Below are 18,877 nucleotides of genomic sequence, written 5' to 3'. Positions count from 1 at the left end.
GGCGGTGCGTTGCGCTTGCGATGCTTTGCCGATCCGGGACCGAAACGATCGCTGCGCGTAGGCGGTCCCCGTTCAGCAGCGCATCAACTGTGCCGCGCTACATCCGCAGAATAAGCTCGAAGGCTATCTCGCCGCGAGCCGCACGCCGAGCCGTCCCGCAAGCTCCTGCGTGAATTGCCAGGCAACCCGGCCGGAACGCGAGCCGCGCGTGGCTGACCATTCCAGCGCCTCCCGCTCCAGTTCGGCGTCGTCGAGCCTGATGCCGAAGTGGGAGCAATAGCCGCGCACCATCGCGAGATACTCATCCTGGCTACAGCGGTGAAAGCCGAGCCAGAGGCCGAAGCGGTCGGACAGCGAAACCTTTTCCTCGACGGCCTCGCCGGGATTGATCGCCGTCGATCGCTCGTTCTCGATCATGTCGCGCGCCAGCAGATGACGGCGGTTTGACGTCGCGTACAGGATGACGTTGTCGGGCCGCCCCTCGATGCCGCCCTCGAGGGCGGCCTTCAGCGATTTGTATGAAGCGTCATTGCCGTCGAAGGACAGGTCGTCGCAGAAGACGATGAAACGAAACTCGGATGAGCGAAGCAGTTCCATCAGGCCGGGCAGGCTCTCGATATCCTCGCGGTGAATTTCGATCAGCTTGAGCCGTCCGCCGGCCTCGGCGTTGATGCTGGCATGTGCCGCCTTCACCAGCGACGACTTGCCCATGCCGCGCGCACCCCAGAGCAGGGCGTTGTTCGCGGGCAGGCCCCTGGCGAAGCGGGCAGTGTTTTCCATCAGGATATCGCGCATCCGGTCGATGCCCTTGAGCAGGGTGAGATCGACGCGGCTGACCTGCGAAACCGGCGTCAATCGACCGTCGGGATGCCAGACGAATGCATCGGCTCGGGTCATGACGGCGTGATTGTCGATCTGCTCGGTGGCGGCGGTCATGGCGGCGGCGATCGTTTCGAGAGCGCGGGCGATCCGGTCCGCGGCATCTCGCCTCGCGGCCGCTTTCGGACCTTTCGTCGCGCCGGCCCGAGGAACGGAACGGGCCCCGGGCGTTTGGAGAGGGGGCTTTCGAAGGCTGGTTTTCCGCGACTTTCTGGCCATCTTTGTCTTTCCCGACCGCGCACCCTTAGCGGGGCGACCGCGCTCCCGCAAGCCGCGGAATAATGTGGCTCGATCAAGGGGCTGGCGGCGTTGCAATTGGGACCGTGGCCGTTATAGTCCGCGCGAATTTGCTCTTGATCGGCCCGACTCTGTGCTCTCGCCGGTCTGATCCCAAGGAATGGCCCGTATGTTCATTACCCCCGCCTTTGCTCAGGCCGCCGGCTCCGGCGACGCCAACAGCCTGTTGATGTCGCTGCTGCCGTTCGCGTTGATCTTCATCATCATGTATTTCCTGATCATCCGGCCCCAGCAGAAGAAGGCGAAAGAGCACGCCGAACTGGTGAAGAACATTCGTCGCGGTGACACCGTCATCACATCGAGCGGCCTGGTCGGAAAGGTCACCAAGGTGGTGGATGACGAGCAGATCGAGTTCGAAATCGCTGATGGCGTCCGGGTACGGCAGATGCGTCAGATGATTTCGATCGTTCGCGCGAAGGGCGAACCCGCCAAAGGTGAAGCGGCAAAGGGAGCCGCCAAAGCCGATGGCGCTAAAGGAAATGGCTCCAGGGACGACACCGCCGCGAGCTAGGTGATCATTCCTCGAATCTGACGAGTTATCTCGATGCTGTACTTTACGCGGTGGAAGGCGCTGACGATCATCGTGACCGCTCTCGCGATCTGCCTGTGCGCCGTACCGAACTTCTTTCCGGAGGCGCAGGTCAAGACATGGCCGAAATGGGCGCAGCGCCACCTCGTGCTAGGTCTTGACCTTCAGGGCGGCTCGTATCTGCTGCTCGAGGTCGATTCCAACTACGTCAAGAAAGAGAAACTCGATCAGGTTCGCGATGACGCGCGCAAGACGCTGCGCGACGCCCGGATCGCTTATACCGGCCTTGCCGCCAAGAACGGCGCCGTCGAGGTCCGTATCAGCAAGGAAGAGGAATTCCAGACCGCGCTAGCCAAATTGCGTGAACTGTCGCAACCGCTGGGAGGTCTGCTCGGCTCCAGCGGCCAGCGCAGCCTCGAAGTCAGCAGCGCTGACGGCGTGATCCGCATGACCGTGCCGCAGGCCGCCGTCACGGACCGTATCCGCCAGTCGGTCGAACAGTCGATTCAGATCATCGAGAAGCGCGTCAACGAACTCGGCACCGTCGAGCCGTTGATCCAGCGTCAGGGCGCCGACCGCATTCTGGTGCAGGTGCCGGGATTGCAGGACCCGACGCGGCTGAAGGAAATCCTCGGCAAAACCGCCAAGATGGACTTCCGGATGGTCGATTCCAGCATTCCGCCTGATCAGGCCGCACAGGGGCGGGTGCCCGGCGATTCCGAAGTGCTGATGAGTTCGCAGGCGCCCAAGACGCCTTACGTGGTCCGGAAGCAGGTGCTCGTCTCCGGTGGAGATCTGACCGACGCCCAACCGGGGTTCGATTCGCGCACCAGCGAGCCGATCGTGACGTTCCGCTTCAACAGCAACGGTGCGAGAAAATTCGCGCAGGCGACGACCGAAAACGTCGGACAGCCGTTCGCCATCATTCTCGACAACGAGGTGATCTCGGCGCCGGTCATCCGCGAGCCGATTACCGGCGGTTCGGGTCAGATCTCCGGTAATTTCACGGTGCAGGAGGCAAATGACCTCGCGATCCTGCTGCGCGCCGGCGCGCTGCCGGCGCCGCTGACGATCATCGAGGAGCGCACCGTCGGACCGGGGCTCGGACAGGACTCGATCGAACAGGGCGAGCTTGCCGCCTATGTCGGCTCGATCATGGTGATCCTGTTCATGCTGCTGACGTACCGGTTTTTCGGGGTGATCGCGAATATCGCGGTCGCCATCAACGTCGCCATGATTTTCGGCGTGCTGTCGTTGTTGAACGCGACGCTGACGCTGCCCGGTATAGCCGGCATCGTTCTGACGGTGGGCATCGCCGTGGACTCGAACGTACTGATCTACGAGCGTATCCGCGAGGAACTGCGCGCCGGCCGCACCGCGATTTCGGCCATCGACGCCGGCTTCAAGCGGGCGCTGGCGACGATTCTGGATTCCAACATCACGACCTTCATCGCCGCCGCTGTGCTGTTCTATATCGGCACCGGTCCTGTTCGCGGCTTTGCGGTGACGTTCGGCATCGGCATCATTACAACGGTGTTCACCGCCTTCGAGGTGACCCGGCTGATCGTCGCAACGTGGGTGCGCTGGAAGCGGCCGCAAACCGTGCCGATTTGATGACGCGGAGCCGGCTGTGACTCAATGGATTTTGATCGGGCTCGGTGCCCTCATCGTTGTACTGACCATCGTCAGCTGCTTCGGCCTGCTGCCGTCGCTGCGGATCATTCCGGACGACACGAAGTTCGATTTCACGCGCTTCCGTCGCATCAGCTTTCCGATTTCCGCCGTGCTTTCGATCGTCGCGATCACGTTGTTCTTCACGCATGGCCTGAATTTCGGCATCGATTTCAAGGGCGGCACGCTGCTCGAGGTGCAGGCCAAGTCTGGCGAGGTTGATATCGCCAGCATGCGCGCGACGCTGAGCAAGCTCGATCTGGGCGAGGTCCAGCTTCAGCAGTTCGGCGGCCCGACGGATGTGCTGATCCGCGTCGCCGAGCAGCCGGGCGGAGACGCGGCGCAGCAGGAAGCCGTGCAGAAGGTGCGCGGCGCGTTGGGCGAAACCGTCAACTATCGTCGGGTCGAGGTGGTCGGACCCCGCGTGTCTGGCGAATTGCTCGCCTACGGCATGATCGGTCTGATCCTGGCGATCATCGGCATTCTGGTCTATCTCTGGTTCCGGTTCGAGTGGCAGTTCGCGCTCGGCGCGATGATCGCCAACGTGCACGATATCGTGCTGACGATCGGCTTCATGTCGATTTCGCAGGTCGACTTCGACCTCACCAGCATCGCGGCGCTTTTGACAATTCTCGGCTACTCGCTGAACGACACGGTCGTCATCTACGACCGGATCCGCGAGATCCTCCGGCGTTACAAGAAAATGCCGATGCCCGAACTGCTCAACGCATCGATCAACTCGACGCTTTCGCGCTCGATCATCACGCACGTCACGGTGACGCTGGCGCTGCTCGCTTTGCTGCTGTTCGGCGGACCTGCGATCCACAGTTTCACCGCGGTGATGACGTTCGGCGTGGTGCTGGTCGGCACCTACACCTCGATCTTTATCGCGGCTCCGATCCTGATCTATCTCGGCGTGGGCGAGAGCCGCGCCGATGTCGAGGAAAAGCCTGCCAAACCCGAAAAGCCGGTCAAGTCCGAGAAGCTGGCCAAGTCCGCGAAACCAGCAAAGCCGTGAGCGCTGCTCCGCCGGAGGTGCCGCACCTTCCGCGGCCCGCCGCGATCGAAGCCTATGGCAACGGCGGCTTTCGTTTCGATACCATGTCGCATCGCGGCTCGCTGCTTTGCCTGCCCGACGGTGTATGGGCGTGGCCGGTAGCGCGAGCGGATGACATCGACCGTCATGCTCTGGCGCGCGTGTTCGAAGGCTCGGCCGCCATCGACACGTTGCTGATCGGCACCGGAATAAATGTGTGGCTTGTTCCTCCCGAGCTGCGCGCGGCCCTGCGCCGCGTGAGCATCGGCGTGGACACCATGCTCACGGGTCCGGCGATTCGCACATACAACATCATGCTGGGCGAGCGGCGCAGGGTGGCGGCGGCGCTGATAGCCGTACCATGAAGACCTCACCGCATCGGCAGCGCCTGACGGCGCTGATAGCCGTACCATGAAAACCTCACCGCATCGGCAGCGCCTGATGGCGCTGATTGCTGTATTGTGGCGAGCATCATATCGACGCGCTCCGTGGCGCGCGTGATTGCGATGTCATGAACGATACAACAAGGAACACGTCCGCTGCGTTTTGTGCGGAACTGGTGCGCACCCACGACTTCGGCAACTATGCGACGACGTTGTTCGCGCCGCTCCGTAGCCGCCGCGCGCTGCTGGCGCTTTACGCGTTCAACGTCGAGATCGTCAGGGTGAGGGAGCAGATCACCCAGCCGTTGGCGGGAGAAGTCCGCCTGCAATGGTGGATGGATATGCTCGCGGGCGCGGGACACGGCGGCGTCGAAGGCAATCCGGTCGCGGCGGAACTCCTGCTCGCGATCCGGGAGCACGATCTTCCGGTCGCGCTGTTGCAGCGTCTGATCGAGGTGCATCAGTTCGATCTCTACAACGATCCGATGCCGGACATCGCGGCATTGGAACAATATCTGGCTGATACGTCGTGCGCGCTGTTCTCGCTCTCCTCGCGTACCATCGGACAGCGGCCGGACGAGACGGATCATCTCGCGCGACACGCCGGTCTTGCCTGCGGTATGGCGCGGGTGATCGCGAACTTCGGTTTCTACGCTTCGCGGCGGCAGTCCTATGTGCCGCTCAAGCTGCTGGAGCAGCACGGCGTCGATCTGGAACAGATGTTCACGGGGCGAGACGCGCCTTCGGTTCGCGCGGCGATTCGCGGACTGGCTGAGGAAGCGCGATCGCATCTGAAGGTGGCGCTGGGCCTGCTGTCCGACCTGCCGCCAGATTCTCGCGGTGTCTATCTTCCGCTCGCGCTTGTGCGCCGCGCACTGGACGATGTCGGCGGCGCTGGCATTAATCCCTTCATGCCACGGCCGATATCGCGGTTGCGTGTCCTATGGACCATGTGGCGAGCGTCGCGCTCGAAGGCATTTCGCGGTTGAGCAGGATCAGGACGGCAAGGCCTGGTCGGTCGATTCGAAATTGAAGCGGTCGCGCAGGTTTTTTCGGCTCTCAAGAATGCCGCGCAAGAACTCGCGATCCGCGGGACTCGTGATCAACGGCTCGATCAGGTCGATCTGGTTCATGGCGATGAGTTGCAGGATTTCGGTGCGCACCTTGCCGCCGGCGCCGCGTGGAAGGCGCGCCACGATCTGGATGTGCTCGGGCGGTTTCGGCTCGCCTGCGGCGGCAAGCGTGGAGCGCAACCGCGCTTCGAGTCCGGGCAGGTCTGCCTCGACAAAGGCGTAAAGCCCGACGCCGCTGCGGCGGTCAGCGAAGGCAACGATGGCGGCGTCGCGCACCGCGGGATTTTCCCTGATGCGCGCGACCAGCACGGGAGCGTCGTTGACGAGACGCCGGCCGCCGCCTTCGCGGTCGGTGAAACTGAACAGGCCGCGCGTGATGACCTGGTAGACCTTCTTGCCGGTCATCAGCCATACACGCGCGATGACCGACTTGCGCGCGAGCATCTTGCGCTCGCGTGGCGTCAGGGCGTTGGGCGCATAGGTGCGCTTGTGCTTGAGAAGATGCCGCAGGTCTTCGTAAGCCGCGATGCGAAACAGGCGCGATCGCCGTTTGAAGCAAGCAGCAAGCTGGAAGTCCGTCAGGTAGGCGTTGCCGTCGCTGCCGCGCAGCCAGTTCTGCTCCTTGGCAAGATCATTGTGGCAGATGCCGGCGCGATGCAGCTTGCGCAACGCCGCCTTGGCCGAGCGGAAGTAGGATGGGTCGCCGTGGGGTCTCGCGAGATGCAGCGCCACGCCATCGATGAAGTCTCGCACCAACGCGCTGCGTCCGCTCCACAACAGCCTTGGACCGACGCCGAGATCGCGAGCGAGCGTCAGCGCCTCGCGCTCACGTTCGAACAAATGCCTCGCGACAACATACGACCACCACGGCACCTGATCCAGCCGCCGCAGCACCGCGTCGGCCTCGCCGGAGGTTGTCCGAAAACGCCCGCGCTCCACCGTCGAAAACACGTCGCGTTTCAGTAGGACTCCTTCGGTCCAGTTCGTGGACAGGAATGCTGCGTCCTGCTTCGGAAGGGGCATGATAATCCTGGAGGTGCCGTGTTGAACCTATGCCGCGGCTGCCGGACGAAGCGCATCCGCGATCCAGCGATCGAGATCCGACAGCGCGCGCGCGCAGATCGCCTGTTTCTTTGCGATCGTCTTTTCATTGCCGCGCAGGCGCGTGCCGTCAGGCTTCCTGGTTGGCGGATCGGCGAGCGGAGGAAACAATCCGAAATTGATGTTCATCGGCTGGAACGAGCGGGGGCCCGTGTCGATGGTCTCGATGTGGCCGCCGGTGATGTGGCCGAGCAGCGCGCCCAGCGCCGTCGTCTGCGGCGGGGCTTCAAGCGTGCATGATCGTGCATCGGCTGCCGCGTAGAGTCCCCCGAGCAGCCCGATAGCGGCGGATTCCACGTAACCTTCGCATCCGGTCATCTGTCCCGCGAAGCGCAGCCGTGGCTCGGCGCGCAGCCGCAACCGGACGTCAAGAAGCTTTGGCGAGTTCAGGAATGTGTTGCGATGCAGGCCGCCGAGGCGGGCAAACTCCGCGCCTTCAAGGCCGGGAATGGTGCGAAAGATTCGCGTCTGCGCGCCATGCTTCAGTTTGGTCTGAAAGCCCACGATATTGTAAAGCGTGCCCAGCTTGTTGTCCTGGCGCAATTGGACGACGGCGTAGGGCTTGGTGGCGGGATCGTGCGGATTGGTGAGGCCGACCGGCTTCATCGGACCATAGCGCAGCGTTTCCCGGCCGCGTTCGGCCATGACCTCGATCGGCAGGCAGCCGTCGAAGTAGGGGGGCGCGGTCTCCCAGTCCTTGAAGTCGACCTTCTCGCCCTCGAGCAGCGCGTCCACAAAGGCGTGATACTGCGCTTCGCTCAGCGGACAATTGATGTAATCGGCGCCGCTGCCGCCAGGACCAGCCTTGTCATAGCGGGACTGGAACCAGGCTTTCGACATATCGATGGAGTCGCGATGGACGATGGGTGCGATCGCATCGAAGAAGGCGAGGGCGGACTCGTCGGTCAGTGCGCGGATCGCAGCCGCGAGAGGCGTCGAGGTCAGCGGCCCCGTGGCGACAATGACGTTGCCCCAGTCCGCGGGCGGCAGGCCGTCGATCTCGGCACGGTCGATCTCGATCAGCGGATGGTTGTCGAGAGCTTCGGTGACCGCGGCGGAAAAGCCGTCGCGATCCACCGCGAGCGCGCCGCCTGCAGGAACCTGATTGGCATCGGCGCATCGCATGACCAGCGATCCGAGCCGGCGCATCTCCGCATGGAGGAGTCCGACCGCATTGTTGGAAGCATCGTCGGACCGGAACGAATTTGAACAGACCAGTTCCGCAAGGCCACCGGTCCGGTGCGCCGCGGTCATCCGGTGGGGCCGCATCTCGTGCAGCACGACCCGAACGCCCTGAGCGGCGACCTGCCAGGCCGCTTCCGAGCCGGCCAGGCCGGCGCCGACGATATGGACGGTGGCGCGGGAGGATTCAAACTGTGTCATGGACGAAGGGGTAGCGCGTTTCTCAGCCAAAAGGAACGCGTTAACGCGGGTCCGGCGCTTTCAACCCTGACGGTATTCGCGTCCGCATTGGGGCTATGGTCTGCCCAGGAATCTCGCCTGAGGACTGTCGACACGCAACGGCCACCTCGATTGGCATCGAGGCGGCCTTTGCGAGAGCGAACGTCTTCCGATCAATCCGCACTATCGAAGAACCGGTGCTTGCGCCCGTAAGGCGGGAACAAGACGGACGGGAAATCGGCTGCGTAGCGTTTTTCCTTCTCCGTTTCACGAGGCTCGTGCGCCGACGAGGTTAAAGGACTCTCGATCGCCTTGCGATAGAGATGCCACGTCGCATGACCGAGCAGCGGCATGACGACCGTGAGGCCCAGGAAGAAGGGGATCGACCCGAGCGTCAGCAGCACGGCAACGATCAGGCCCCATTCCGCCGCCGCTATCGGGTTCTTCGCCACCACGCGCAACGACGTCAAAATGGCATCCGTCATGTCAGCGTGTTGATGAAGCATCAGCGGGAACGCCACAATGCTGATGCACAAGGCCACGGCTGCGAACAGGAATCCGACGCCGACGCCCATCATGAGCATCTGCAAGCCTTTGGTCGTGGTGAAAACCTGCGTGAAGAAATCGGGAATGACCGCCGCCGGGGTGTTGCCGAAAGTGGACACATAGATCGCGCGAGCTGTCGCCAGCCATATAAAGAAGATGACCAGCAGCAGACCGCCCAGTCCGAGCATCGACCCGAACGACGGCGCCCGCAGCACGCTGAACGCATGCCAGGCGGAGGCTTCTTTTCCGAGTTCGCGCCGATAGCTCAGTTCGTATAGGCCGAGCGCCGCGAACGGCCCGATCAGGGCGAAGCCGGCGGCGAGCGGGAACAGGATCGGCAAGACCGAGTAGCCAAGCGCTATCCGCGCCAGAACGATGCCGATCACGGGATAGATGACACACAGGACGATGGCGTGGCTGGGAACCGCTTTGAAGTCTTCCCAGCCCAGCCGCAATGCATCGAACAGATCGGATAAGCCGATGTGACGGACCACAGGTCTGTCCGCGCCGGCCATTCCCGAGTGCGACGTGACGTCGACAGGATAAGAGGTGGCCATGTTCGTTGTCTCCCTTTCGCGGGGTCGATCTCTGGCCGCCGGAAGGCGGCGAGGTCGCCCCTTCGGAAACGATCACGATCAAGACCAGACGCGAAGGCAAGCAACCTGGTCCTGCCGCGACCTGTATTGTCACCATTCTAATTCCGATCCGTGGTCTTAGTTGCTCACGGTTGAGTGACTTTTCTACCTTTGGCTTTGGGGCGGATGGAAGCCGGGGGAGGCCGGCATCGTTCGCATTGGCAAGCCGCGGTGAGCCGGTTACTCTTTTGACGATCCGGCGGAAACAGATGCGGGATTTCCGCTTTGTAGTCGGCACAAGGCCAAAGCTATTGGGAGCGGCATAATGAGCATATTTGGAAAGATCATGGGCGCCATCTTCGGCTCGCACGCTGAAGCGGCAACACCGGCGGGAGAGTCAGGCAGCGGTACTGCGCCTTCGCCGGAGGGCTCGTCCGCCAAGAGCGTCGACGTCGCGGCCATTCTCGACAAGGCTGTCGCCGCCAAGAAGGAGAAGCTGGCATGGCGAACCTCGATCGTTGATCTGATGAAGGCGCTTGATGTCGACTCCAGCCTGAGCGCGCGCAAGGAGCTGGCGAAGGATCTGAAATATCCGGGCGATACCAACGATTCCGCGGCGATGAATGTCTGGCTGCATAAGCAGATGATGGCTCAGCTCGCGGCCAACGGGGGCAAGCTGCCGCCCGACATGAAGCAGTAATCCGACAGACGAAGTTAGCTCTAGGATTCGGAACGAAGTGGACGCCGGTTCGCGAAAAGAAACGGCGTTAAGCCAGCATGTGAAATCCGCTTCTGATTGAATCAGAAGCGGAACTCAGGTCTCTCGTTGCCTCACAAATTCGGGCGCAGCAGATCAGCGTAATCCGGATTCTTCTCGAGCCAGGCTTTCACGAAGGGGCATTGAGCGCTGGCCCTGAATTTATCCGCGCGCACCTGATCCAGCGCGCCCTTCACCAGTTCCGAACCGACGCCCTTGCCTTCGAGTTCGGGCGGCACCTGAGTGTGGGTGAAGACGAGGACACCATCCAGGAATCGGTAGTAGGTCGCGGCAACGAGCCCGTCCACTTCGAGTTCGTAGCGATGTTTTTCCATGTTGTTGACGACTTCGGACATTTCGCAGCCTTTATTCTTTCCTGCCTGAGAGGCAACATTCAAAGTTTTCGGGAGCCAGTCAACAACAGCGGAGCGTCTGCGGCCTGCCATTGCTGAGCCTGCGGCCCGCGCGATCAGCGCCGGACCGGGCTTGGATAATAGAATGGGTTATAGCGTTTTCGAGCGAAGTGGATACCGGTTCGCGTGAAGAAAACGCGTTAAGAGGCTCTAAGACGTGCGAGCCGAAGGCGCAACCCGCTAGAGTCCTCCGCCACTTCATGGAAGCGGTGAAGGGCTCCATCTTTCTTTATGTTTTGACGCGTTTTCTTCACATGAACCGGATTCCATCCTCCGGTCTGGCCCGAGGACATGCTGCGCTCGAAAACGCTATAATTCACGCCCGTTTAGCGCTGCGGGCGGCGGCAGGGTCCGCGCTATTTGGCCGCGTTTGGCTGGACAAGGCTGCGGCGGGATGTCATCAAATCGAAACAGAATGATAATCGCGCGAGCCCTTGCGGGGGTTCGTGACACCCCCTGCGACGGATTTCCGGCAATGAAGCAGTTTTTCCTCAAGCTTTTTACCTGGTGGAACGGCCAGACTTTCGGTACTCAGCTTTGGACGGCGCGGTTCGGTGAACTCGTCGGCAGGGACAGCGAGGGTAACTGCTATTACCGGACGCGAGGCGGACGGATCGACCCGGCGCTTGGCTTCGAGCGCCGCTGGGTGATCTATAATGGTTACACGGAAGCCACCCATATTCCGCCGGAGTGGCATGGCTGGATTCATCACGTTGTCGATGTTCCGCCGACCAAGGAAGACTACCAGCCGCGCGAATGGCAGAAGCCGCATGTGCCGAACATGACGGGGACACCGGCGGCCTATCGACCGTCCGGCTCGACGCTGGCGAGCGGCCGCCGTCCGAAGGCGACCGGCGATTATCAGCCCTGGACGCCCGGCCAGTAGAAACACCCGCATCCAGCGCGGGGACGCACCAGCATTTACGCGGGTGCTGTCACTGTTTGGTAGCCGCGAAAATGCCGCTGCCGAGATAGCCGTCGGCGCCGGAGATTCCGACCCGTCCGCCCATCTCGCCGACTGGGTTATTCACGCCCTGGAAAAAGCTGCCGTCGATGGCCATCTGACGGCTGCCGGTATCGCCGTTGAGCGTGCCGCCGAAATTGCGCGGGTCGGTGTTGAAGTTCACGGTGCCGGAATAGTTCGTGCCGTCGAGATTGGTCACGCTCACCGCGCCAGTGCGCGCCCCGAAATTGACGGTGTTCGAGAACCCGCCGGCGACGAATCCTGCATTATTCACATTGGCGACGACATGGCCGGTGTAGGTTGCGGCGCCTGTCGTCGGCACGTCGCCGATACTGCCCACGGGCCGACCGGCGACCCAGGTGCCGACGGTTGTCTTATATGATGTAGGCGCACTGGTGCTGGTATCGCTTTCATCAGCCATCCAGAAACCCCAGCGTGTGTAGTCACACTGGCACGGTGTCAGGTTCGGAATTGCATCGGCAACGACCTCGTGTGTCGCGATGCCGTTGCCGGAAACCAGAATGCCGCTGACCTTCTTGCCGTTGACCTCGTGGTTCTCGGGCGTGTTCGCGTAGAAATTATCTTTGTCTACATAGACGCTGTCAGCGGGGCCGGTCGATCCCTTGGATCCGAACTGAAACAACTCGTGCATCGTCTCGGTGAGTTGCGTGAACGGGTTGTTCTGATCGTAACGGTAGGTGTCCAGACGAGCCTGGACGCGCTTGTTGGCGGTGTCGAGGGTGATTTCGGCGGTTCCGGTGACGGGATCGATATTGGTCGGGCCTTCGTAGCTTACGCCATGCTCACCGTTCTCACCGTGACTCGAGTAATATTCGCCCTCACTTGAGCTTGTGTAGACCAATCCGCCGACATACCCGCGCAGCGGCCCGGGCGGATTGTTGTTTGTCGGAGGCGGGATATTGTTCGTCGGGGGAGGGTGGTCGCCGCCGGGCGGATGATCATGCGCGATCTGCTGCGCCCCGGTCACCTGATTGGATGTCTGGATCGCTTCCGTGAAGGCTGACGTAATCGCATTGATCTGCTGGATAATGGTGGGCGGGTTGGGAGAGGGCGGAGCACCCGAGCCGGTCACCAGTCCGCCGGGTGATCCGGTCGCCTTGTGCTCGGCGGCGGCGACATTCTTCGCCGAAGCCGAGCCCGCGCGCGCACCGCCCGTTTGACCGGCGGCGCTCTGGAACGATGCGATCAACTGCTGCACGAACCCTGGCGGCGGCAGGCCGGGGGGCGAAGGGGGGCCGCCGGCTTGCGTCTGGGTGAATTCGCCGGCGCCGAGGGTGACGGTCTGGCCGCCGGATGAGACAGTCATTCTGCCGTAGCCGGCATAGATGCCGCCCTTGCCGTCGGTCATCATCACGCCGCCGCGAATGCCGATCAAGGCCGTTCCGGTCTTGATTTCCGCGTCGCCGCTGTGGCTGATCTGGCCGCCTACGAAACGCAGCGCGCCCTTGCCGAGCGTGGCCGCCAGTTTGCCGGTGTTGGCGTTGGGGTCATAGACGTATTCATCGATTGTGAGGTCGCTGTTCGGGCCGATGGTCATCGACGTCTTGTCGAGAAACAGCAACTGCACCGAGCCGCTTGACCTGGTCTGGATACGCTCCTTGTGGGCGATCGACTGGCCGATGGTGATGGTCTTCAGGTTGGCGGTGGCGGCGGGATTGACCGCCGATGCCGTGCCGACCTGCTGAGCCTGCGCCGCCGCGCCCCCGAGCGCCAGAGCCGCCGCCGTCATCGCGATCCAATGCGCCCCCGCCCGGGTCATGGCAACTCCTGACACTCAGAACAGACAAAGTCCGGCCAAGTATACTCTTGAATAATCCGAATGCGCCAACCCCAGATCGTCTACCAGGTCACGATCCGCAGGCGATTGATGGCATCTGTTGCCGTAAATCCACGGTGCGCCCCAGCCTTCTGCCTGATGGAAATCAGCAGCGAGGCTCCGGGTGTCTTGATGCTTTTCACGTAAACCGGCCTCGATTTCGCTCCATAACGCTATTGCCTACGGAATCAAGCGAGCTCAGCCGCTGCCGCCAGTGGACGCGGAGCAGGTCGCCCTTTCCCCGCCGCAATCGACGTGTTAACCGGATTGCCGCGAGCGGCTTGGAGCCTTTAATCCCTGTACAATGGTCCGGCCCTGATTCGAGCCTCACAAAGCCGCGCATGATATTTCGAACCATCGTTATAGCCGGTTGTGCGGCTTTTGCAGGCGTCGCACTTGTCGCGGCCCCGCCTTCCGCGCGCGCCCAGATCGGAAACATCTTCTCCGACCCGCCACCGCGTCCGCCTGGCGCTATTCCACAGGGGCAGGCCGCGCCTGAGGATGACGAGGAAGAGGTGCCCGAATTGCCGCCTGAGGGCCGCGTGTTGCCGGCGCCGATGCGTCCACCGCCGGGGCAGGGCGTTCCGCCGCCCGGTCCGGTTCAGTCTCAGCCGCTGCCGCCGCCGTCCGGAACCACCGTGACTCCGCAGAACGCTCCGGGAGGCGCTGCCGTCGCGCCGCCATCACCCCGTCAGGCTCCCGAACAGAACGCCGCGCGACCGGCCCCGCCGGCGCCGGCCACGCTACAGCCCGGCGACGAGGTCGTTACCGAGGCCCCCGCCGAGAGGATCGTCAACAAGAAGGCTGTATTTTCCGGCCTGGATAAGATCACCGGCCGCATCATCCATTTCGACGAGGATATCGGAGAGACCGTACAGTTCGGCGCGCTGCGGGTAAAAACCAGCGCCTGCTACACGCGCCCCGCGACCGAAGCCGCGAATACCGACGCCTTCGTCGAGGTCGATGAGATCACGCTTCAGGGCGAGGTGAAGCGAATTTTCTCCGGATGGATGTTCGCGTCGAGCCCCGGCCTGCATGGCGTCGAGCATCCGATCTATGATGTCTGGCTGACCGACTGCAAGGATCCGGAGACGACCGTTATCGCCGAGCAGCCGGATCAGCCCAAACCGACGCCACCCCCGCCAGCCAGGCGATCGCGACAATCGACCCGTCAGTCGCGTCAACCCGCGCCGCCGCCGCAACCAGCGCCAGTGCCTCCCGCGCAGCGACAGCCGCAGAGCAATCCCTTCTTCCCGCCGTTCCAGAGGTAGAGTGGGCGATCCGCTTTTCCGCTCGCGCCGCGACACTTCAGGGCGTTCTCGATTGAAGTGGGTATCGGTCGCATGGAAAACGCGCCGGATCAAAATCCGCAAGCCTCGTTTCTGATTCCATCAGAAAAGGCTGCCGGTTCCTACTTTGCGCTGGCGCGGCCCTTCGGGTCGGGATCATGCTCTAAGAGCTTCGGTCGGCGATGGCCTTGAGCGCTTCTGCGCCCGGCACCGGCCGGTCGAGCGGCAGCGCTCCGAAATCGGCCCGGCCTTCCAGCGCGACGTCGAGTAGCGCCCGGTAGCGCCGGCGCGGGATTTCGATGGCGCCGAACCCCCGCAGATGGTCGGTGACGAACTGCGTGTCGAGCAGCACGAAGCCTCCGGCGATCAACCGGGCGACCAGATGCACGAGCGCGACCTTCGACGCGTCCCGCACGACATGGAACATGCTCTCGCCGAAAAACGCCCGGCCGAGCCTGACGCCGTAAAGGCCGCCGGCCAGTTCATTGTCCCGCCAGACCTCGACACTGTGGCAGTGGCCGAGTTCGTGCAGGCCGATATAGAGTTCACGGATTCGATGGTTGATCCAGGTGTTGTTGCGGCCGGGTTGGGGCGCGGCGCAGCCGTTGATCACCGCGTCGAATGCGGTATCGACGGTCACCGTGAAACTGTCCGATCGAACGGTGCGCGCGAGCCGCGACGGAATTCGAAAGCTCTCGAGTGGAACCACGCCGCGCATCTTCGGCTCGACCCAGAACAGCGTCGGGTCGTCGACACTCTCCGCCATCGGAAAAATGCCGCAGGCATAGGCGCGCAGCAGCAGTTCGGGCGTGATCTCGGACGAGGCGGTCTCGCGGGACATCCGGTTATCTTATAGCAGAGCTGGAAGGTTTCCGCGTCGATAATCTACCAGCGAATGATGCGATCAAGTGGAGATCGCGTGCCGAGAGATGATGTCGGTTCGCTTCTGGTTCCATCATCACGAATTGAGTGTTGGGCCTCGACCTGATGTCATGTCAGGCGCGAAGGCGCTTTCAGCTTGCTGCCGCCGTGCTCATGCCGCGGTCGCGGACATGGGTTTCGCGACCTGAGGAGTTCCGCTCCGGAACCGCAGAACGATGCGCGTGCCCGCGTGGGTGGGATCGCGTTCGGCCTGCGCGTCGAGCTTCTGCGCCATCGCTGAAACAATCCGCTGGCCCATTCCGGTCGAGCGCGGATCGCTTCTTGCATTGAGGCCGACGCCATCGTCAGTGATTGACAGCACGATATCATCGCCGTCGGACGCGAGTTCGACGTGGATGGGGCCGGGGCCATCAGGATAGGCGTACTTGACCGCATTCATCACCAGTTCATTGACGATGATCCCGATGGCGACGGCGCGATCGGGATCGATCTCGACGGGCTGGGCTTTCAGGTCGAGGCGCGACATCCGGTTGCCTTCGGTGGAGCGCCGGAGATCCTCGAGCAGTGCTTCAAGATACTGGTTCAGCAGGACGCTCTTCAGGTCGTGCGACGTGTAGAGCCGGCGATGCACCTGCGCGACTGCCGCCACCCGTCCCATTGCATTGGTGAGGGCGGCCTTGATGTCTTCCTCGGGGCTCGAATTGGCTTGCAGATGCAGCAGTGACGCGATGATCTGGAGACTGTTGCCGATGCGATGATTGACCTCGCGCAGCAGCATCTCGCGCTCGGCGGCCAGCGCCGCATAGCGATCGCGTGAGGCGCGGACTTCGGCTTCAGCCTCGTCGCGTGCCTTTTGAACGAGCGCCTGGCGGATCGCCACTTCGGCCGCGACGTGCAACAGCGGAACGAACTCACCGAGCGTGTCCTTGACAAGATAATCCGCGGCCCCGGCCTTGAGCGCGGTGACTGCGATCTTTGAGTTTTGCGAAGCGGTGACGAAAACCACGGGGGGCGCGTTGGGAATTGCCTGAATCCGGCCTAGCGTCTCCAGCCCGTCCAGGCCGGGCATGTATTGGTCGAGCGCTATCACATCGATGCCGCCCTGCGCGATGCGTGCGAGTCCGGCCTCGCCGTCGGATGCGTACTCCACGCAAAATCCGTGACGTGTCAGGCCGCGCTCCACCAGACGAGCCAGCGCCTTGTCGTCATCCACATACAAAAGGGTAGGCTTGACGTTCATGGAGTAGCCTGAGGTACCTGAATGATGGAGAAAAACAGACCGAGTTGCCGGATCGCATTGGCGAAATTGTCATAGTTCACTGGCTTTGTGATGTAGACGCTGCATCCGAGTTCGTAGCAACGCTTGATCTCCTGCGAGTCGTCGGTCGTCGTCAACACCACCACCGGCGCGCACTTGAGGTATCTGTTTTCCTTCACGCGCCGCAGGATCTCGATGCCGGTCATGTCAGGAAGATTGAGGTCGAGCAGGATAAGCAGCGACTCTCCCTTATGGGGAAGGCCGTTGCCATCCGCGCCGAACAGGTAATTGACGGCTTCTGTACCGGTGGTGAACGACTTGATCTCATTGTTGACACCGGAACGCCGGATATTTCGTTCGATCAGCCGGGCGTGACCCTCATCGTCTTCGATCATGATGATGGTGACTGGCGTACTCATGATTGTTCGTCCCGGTTTGTGACCATCCATGTGCTGGGCAGCGTAACTGTAAACGTGGTGCCGGCACCAAGCTTCGACGAGACTGATATGGTCCCTCCGAGCCTTCGGACCAGTGCACGGACGTGCGCCAGTCCGATACCCTGGCCCGGCCGATCCTGCGGCCCCGCCCGGCGGAACAGATCGAAAATCCTTTGGTGATCCTTCGGATCGATGCCGCGACCGTTGTCCGTGATCTCAAAAATAGCAAAACCCAGCTTGCGCCGGCCACTGATGGCGATATCGCCGGGAACGTCAGGTTTGAGATATTTCAAGGCATTGTCGATCAAATTGGAGAAGATCTGTTCGATCGCGATGCGGTCGGTAACAATATCCGGCAACGGCTCGACCCGGATCTGGGCGTCCGCTTCGGCGGCCTGATGCGCCACGGTGGATACAATGCCCTCGATCAGATCGCGCATGGCGATCGAAACGGGATGAAATTCGCGCCGGCCCTCGCGGGTGAGGCTGAGGATCGCGCCGATGAGACGATCCATCTTGGCGATCGACGACTTGATGAATCCCAGAGCCTCCGTGAAGTCCTGCGACAATTGCTCGTCCGGTCCATCGAGAACCGGTTCGGCCGCACTGGCTGGATCGTTCACGCCAGGGGGCGGCAGGCTATCCGGCCGGCTCAGCTCCGCGATCCGGCGGAATATGTCGCCCCGCAGTTCCTCGAGTTCGCTGGTGAAACCCATGATGTTGACCAGCGGCGAGCGCAGGTCGTGGCTGACGATATAGGCAAAACGCTGGATTTCATCGTTGGCTTCCCGCAGATCGCTGGTCCGCTTCTCGATGGTCGATTCCAGATTGAGATTGATATCGCGCAGCCGGGCGTTAGCCAGGTCGCGTTCCCGGTTCGACCGCCGCACAAGGTAGATCGAGAGCCCGGCAAACAGCACAACGAGCCCCGAGCCGACGCTGGTAATCAGCGCCGAACGCGATTGGCTGGCATCGGCTGACGCCGTCCGCGCCGCGAGCAGACGATTTGCCTCGGTTCGCATCTCGTTCCCCAGATCGCGAATCTGTCGCGTCGCGTCCTGACCAGCCTCTCGTCGCGCGCTCTCAACGGCCTGATCCAGCCGGTTCGTCAGCGCGAGATCAATGCTCTGCCGCAACTGCTCGATCCGCTGACTGGTCAGCGGGACCATTTGCTGGAGCCGCTGTTGCTGGTAGGGATTCTCTTTGGTCAGTACCCTCAGCCGTTCGAAGCTCAGCGGAATCCGGCCTGATGCATCTTCGAACGCAGCCCGGAATTCCGGGCGCTGCGTCAGCAGAAAGCTGCGCTGCGAACTTTCCGCGCGCTGTATCTGTAACTGGGCCAGTGAAATTTCATTCTCGACTTCCATGCTGCGGAGAACCCAGCGAGTGTCGTCGCGCGCCTTGTTGACAAGATAAATGGAAATGACGCTGATCAGCGTCAGAACCACCAGACCTGCCGTCAGCAGGAGCAACTGGCTGAGCGCGGGTCGTGACGTCCTGGCTCTTGGCGCTACGATTTCATCGTATTCGGATCGAGACAGTCTGAATC

The 18,877-nt window shown here is 62.3% G+C and carries 18 protein-coding genes; 8 read left to right on the top strand and 10 right to left on the bottom strand.

Annotation, left to right across the window (positions count from 1 at the left end):
• Window positions 1-123: 123 nt before the first annotated feature.
• Entirely contained in the window at window positions 124-1,098 is a 975-nt protein-coding gene (locus tag NWI_RS09240) for an ATP-binding protein (protein ID WP_011315028.1), read from the bottom strand.
• A 187-nt stretch (window positions 1,099-1,285) separates the two neighbouring features.
• On the opposite strand from NWI_RS09240, the gene yajC reads away from it, so the two are divergent.
• From yajC to NWI_RS09215, 5 genes are all read left to right on the top strand, one after another.
• Window positions 1,286-1,687: a preprotein translocase subunit YajC gene (gene yajC / locus NWI_RS09235; protein WP_011315027.1), complete on the top strand. Its 402-nt coding sequence runs from the start codon at window positions 1,286-1,288 to the stop codon at window positions 1,685-1,687.
• Window positions 1,688-1,720: 33 nt separating this feature from the next.
• A complete protein-coding gene (secD, locus tag NWI_RS09230) occupies window positions 1,721-3,319 on the top strand; it encodes a protein translocase subunit SecD (RefSeq protein WP_011315026.1) in 1,599 nt (532 codons plus the stop codon).
• A gap of 16 nt (window positions 3,320-3,335) precedes the next feature.
• Window positions 3,336-4,394, top strand: a complete 1,059-nt coding sequence (gene secF / locus NWI_RS09225) for a protein translocase subunit SecF (protein WP_011315025.1) — start codon at window positions 3,336-3,338, stop codon at window positions 4,392-4,394.
• Window positions 4,391-4,777 (top strand): Mth938-like domain-containing protein, encoded by a 387-nt coding sequence (locus tag NWI_RS09220; protein ID WP_011315024.1) that lies wholly within the window; start codon window positions 4,391-4,393, stop codon window positions 4,775-4,777. Before secF ends, NWI_RS09220 begins: the two co-directional genes overlap by 4 nt.
• Before the next feature lie 146 nt (window positions 4,778-4,923).
• Window positions 4,924-5,784, top strand: a complete 861-nt coding sequence (locus NWI_RS09215) for a phytoene/squalene synthase family protein (protein WP_011315023.1) — start codon at window positions 4,924-4,926, stop codon at window positions 5,782-5,784.
• Window positions 5,785-5,790: 6 nt separating this feature from the next.
• Here NWI_RS09215 and NWI_RS09210 read toward each other — a convergent pair whose 3' ends face one another.
• The 3 genes from NWI_RS09210 to NWI_RS09200 form a co-directional block, all read right to left on the bottom strand.
• Window positions 5,791-6,891 carry a serine/threonine protein kinase gene (locus NWI_RS09210; protein ID WP_011315022.1) on the bottom strand — a complete coding sequence of 367 codons (1,101 nt, stop codon included), beginning with the start codon at window positions 6,889-6,891 and terminating at the stop codon, window positions 5,791-5,793.
• A 27-nt stretch (window positions 6,892-6,918) separates the two neighbouring features.
• On the bottom strand, window positions 6,919-8,352 hold the full coding sequence (gene trmFO, locus NWI_RS09205) for a methylenetetrahydrofolate--tRNA-(uracil(54)-C(5))-methyltransferase (FADH(2)-oxidizing) TrmFO (protein ID WP_011315021.1): 1,434 nt from the start codon (window positions 8,350-8,352) through the stop codon (window positions 6,919-6,921).
• A gap of 191 nt (window positions 8,353-8,543) precedes the next feature.
• Entirely contained in the window at window positions 8,544-9,473 is a 930-nt protein-coding gene (locus NWI_RS09200; RefSeq protein WP_011315020.1) for a DUF2189 domain-containing protein, read from the bottom strand.
• Between the two features lie 343 nt (window positions 9,474-9,816).
• On the opposite strand from NWI_RS09200, the gene NWI_RS09195 reads away from it, so the two are divergent.
• Window positions 9,817-10,191, top strand: coding sequence for a DUF3597 domain-containing protein (locus NWI_RS09195; RefSeq protein ID WP_011315019.1), 375 nt, complete (start codon window positions 9,817-9,819; stop codon window positions 10,189-10,191).
• A gap of 131 nt (window positions 10,192-10,322) precedes the next feature.
• On the opposite strand, the gene NWI_RS09190 is transcribed toward NWI_RS09195, so the two are convergent.
• A complete protein-coding gene (locus NWI_RS09190) occupies window positions 10,323-10,694 on the bottom strand; it encodes a GNAT family N-acetyltransferase (RefSeq protein ID WP_011315018.1) in 372 nt (123 codons plus the stop codon).
• Between the two features lie 442 nt (window positions 10,695-11,136).
• Here NWI_RS09190 and NWI_RS09185 point away from each other — a divergent pair, with 442 nt between their 5' ends.
• On the top strand, window positions 11,137-11,547 hold the full coding sequence (locus NWI_RS09185) for an NADH:ubiquinone oxidoreductase subunit NDUFA12 (RefSeq protein WP_041344959.1): 411 nt from the start codon (window positions 11,137-11,139) through the stop codon (window positions 11,545-11,547).
• A 49-nt stretch (window positions 11,548-11,596) separates the two neighbouring features.
• Here NWI_RS09185 and NWI_RS09180 read toward each other — a convergent pair whose 3' ends face one another.
• Complete coding sequence (locus tag NWI_RS09180) at window positions 11,597-13,405, bottom strand: FecR domain-containing protein (protein ID WP_011315016.1); 1,809 nt, start codon at window positions 13,403-13,405, stop codon at window positions 11,597-11,599.
• 398 nt (window positions 13,406-13,803) lie between these two features.
• Between NWI_RS09180 and NWI_RS09175 the strand changes: the two genes are divergently transcribed.
• Entirely contained in the window at window positions 13,804-14,733 is a 930-nt protein-coding gene (locus NWI_RS09175; RefSeq protein WP_148203821.1) for a DUF2155 domain-containing protein, read from the top strand.
• A gap of 181 nt (window positions 14,734-14,914) precedes the next feature.
• On the opposite strand, the gene aat is transcribed toward NWI_RS09175, so the two are convergent.
• The 4 genes from aat to NWI_RS09155 all read right to left on the bottom strand — a co-directional run bounded on the left by aat (window position 14,915) and on the right by NWI_RS09155 (window position 18,800).
• The gene (gene aat, locus NWI_RS09170; protein WP_011315014.1) at window positions 14,915-15,592 is read right to left on the bottom strand and encodes a leucyl/phenylalanyl-tRNA--protein transferase; all 678 of its coding nucleotides are present in this window, start codon (window positions 15,590-15,592) and stop codon (window positions 14,915-14,917) included.
• A 192-nt stretch (window positions 15,593-15,784) separates the two neighbouring features.
• Window positions 15,785-16,873, bottom strand: a complete 1,089-nt coding sequence (locus NWI_RS09165) for a sensor histidine kinase (protein ID WP_011315013.1) — start codon at window positions 16,871-16,873, stop codon at window positions 15,785-15,787.
• On the bottom strand, window positions 16,870-17,310 hold the full coding sequence (locus NWI_RS09160; protein WP_011315012.1) for a response regulator: 441 nt from the start codon (window positions 17,308-17,310) through the stop codon (window positions 16,870-16,872). Before NWI_RS09160 ends, NWI_RS09165 begins: the two co-directional genes overlap by 4 nt.
• Window positions 17,307-18,800: a sensor histidine kinase gene (locus tag NWI_RS09155; protein ID WP_244374891.1), complete on the bottom strand. Its 1,494-nt coding sequence runs from the start codon at window positions 18,798-18,800 to the stop codon at window positions 17,307-17,309. Before NWI_RS09155 ends, NWI_RS09160 begins: the two co-directional genes overlap by 4 nt.
• Between the last annotated feature and the right edge of the window lie 77 nt (window positions 18,801-18,877).

This window comes from Nitrobacter winogradskyi Nb-255 (assembly GCF_000012725.1).
GTDB classification, from domain to species: Bacteria; Pseudomonadota; Alphaproteobacteria; order Rhizobiales; family Xanthobacteraceae; genus Nitrobacter; species Nitrobacter winogradskyi.
The sequence above is the reverse complement of the archived record's forward strand: the minus strand, read 5'-3'. Positions and strand labels throughout refer to the sequence as shown.

Coding starts and splice junctions, on each gene's coding strand:
- yajC (WP_011315027.1), top strand. CDS start 1,286: ATGTTCATTACCCCCGCCTTTGCTCAGGCCGCCGGCTCCGGCGACGCC.
- NWI_RS09190 (WP_011315018.1), bottom strand. CDS start 10,694: ATGGCAGGCCGCAGACGCTCCGCTGTTGTTGACTGGCTCCCGAAAACT.
- trmFO (WP_011315021.1), bottom strand. CDS start 8,352: ATGACACAGTTTGAATCCTCCCGCGCCACCGTCCATATCGTCGGCGCC.
- NWI_RS09195 (WP_011315019.1), top strand. CDS start 9,817: ATGAGCATATTTGGAAAGATCATGGGCGCCATCTTCGGCTCGCACGCT.
- NWI_RS09185 (WP_041344959.1), top strand. CDS start 11,137: ATGAAGCAGTTTTTCCTCAAGCTTTTTACCTGGTGGAACGGCCAGACT.
- secD (WP_011315026.1), top strand. CDS start 1,721: ATGCTGTACTTTACGCGGTGGAAGGCGCTGACGATCATCGTGACCGCT.
- NWI_RS09210 (WP_011315022.1), bottom strand. CDS start 6,891: ATGCCCCTTCCGAAGCAGGACGCAGCATTCCTGTCCACGAACTGGACC.
- NWI_RS09160 (WP_011315012.1), bottom strand. CDS start 17,310: ATGAGTACGCCAGTCACCATCATCATGATCGAAGACGATGAGGGTCAC.
- NWI_RS09175 (WP_148203821.1), top strand. CDS start 13,804: ATGATATTTCGAACCATCGTTATAGCCGGTTGTGCGGCTTTTGCAGGC.
- NWI_RS09180 (WP_011315016.1), bottom strand. CDS start 13,405: ATGACCCGGGCGGGGGCGCATTGGATCGCGATGACGGCGGCGGCTCTG.
- NWI_RS09165 (WP_011315013.1), bottom strand. CDS start 16,873: ATGAACGTCAAGCCTACCCTTTTGTATGTGGATGACGACAAGGCGCTG.
- NWI_RS09200 (WP_011315020.1), bottom strand. CDS start 9,473: ATGGCCACCTCTTATCCTGTCGACGTCACGTCGCACTCGGGAATGGCC.
- NWI_RS09240 (WP_011315028.1), bottom strand. CDS start 1,098: ATGGCCAGAAAGTCGCGGAAAACCAGCCTTCGAAAGCCCCCTCTCCAA.
- NWI_RS09215 (WP_011315023.1), top strand. CDS start 4,924: ATGAACGATACAACAAGGAACACGTCCGCTGCGTTTTGTGCGGAACTG.
- aat (WP_011315014.1), bottom strand. CDS start 15,592: ATGTCCCGCGAGACCGCCTCGTCCGAGATCACGCCCGAACTGCTGCTG.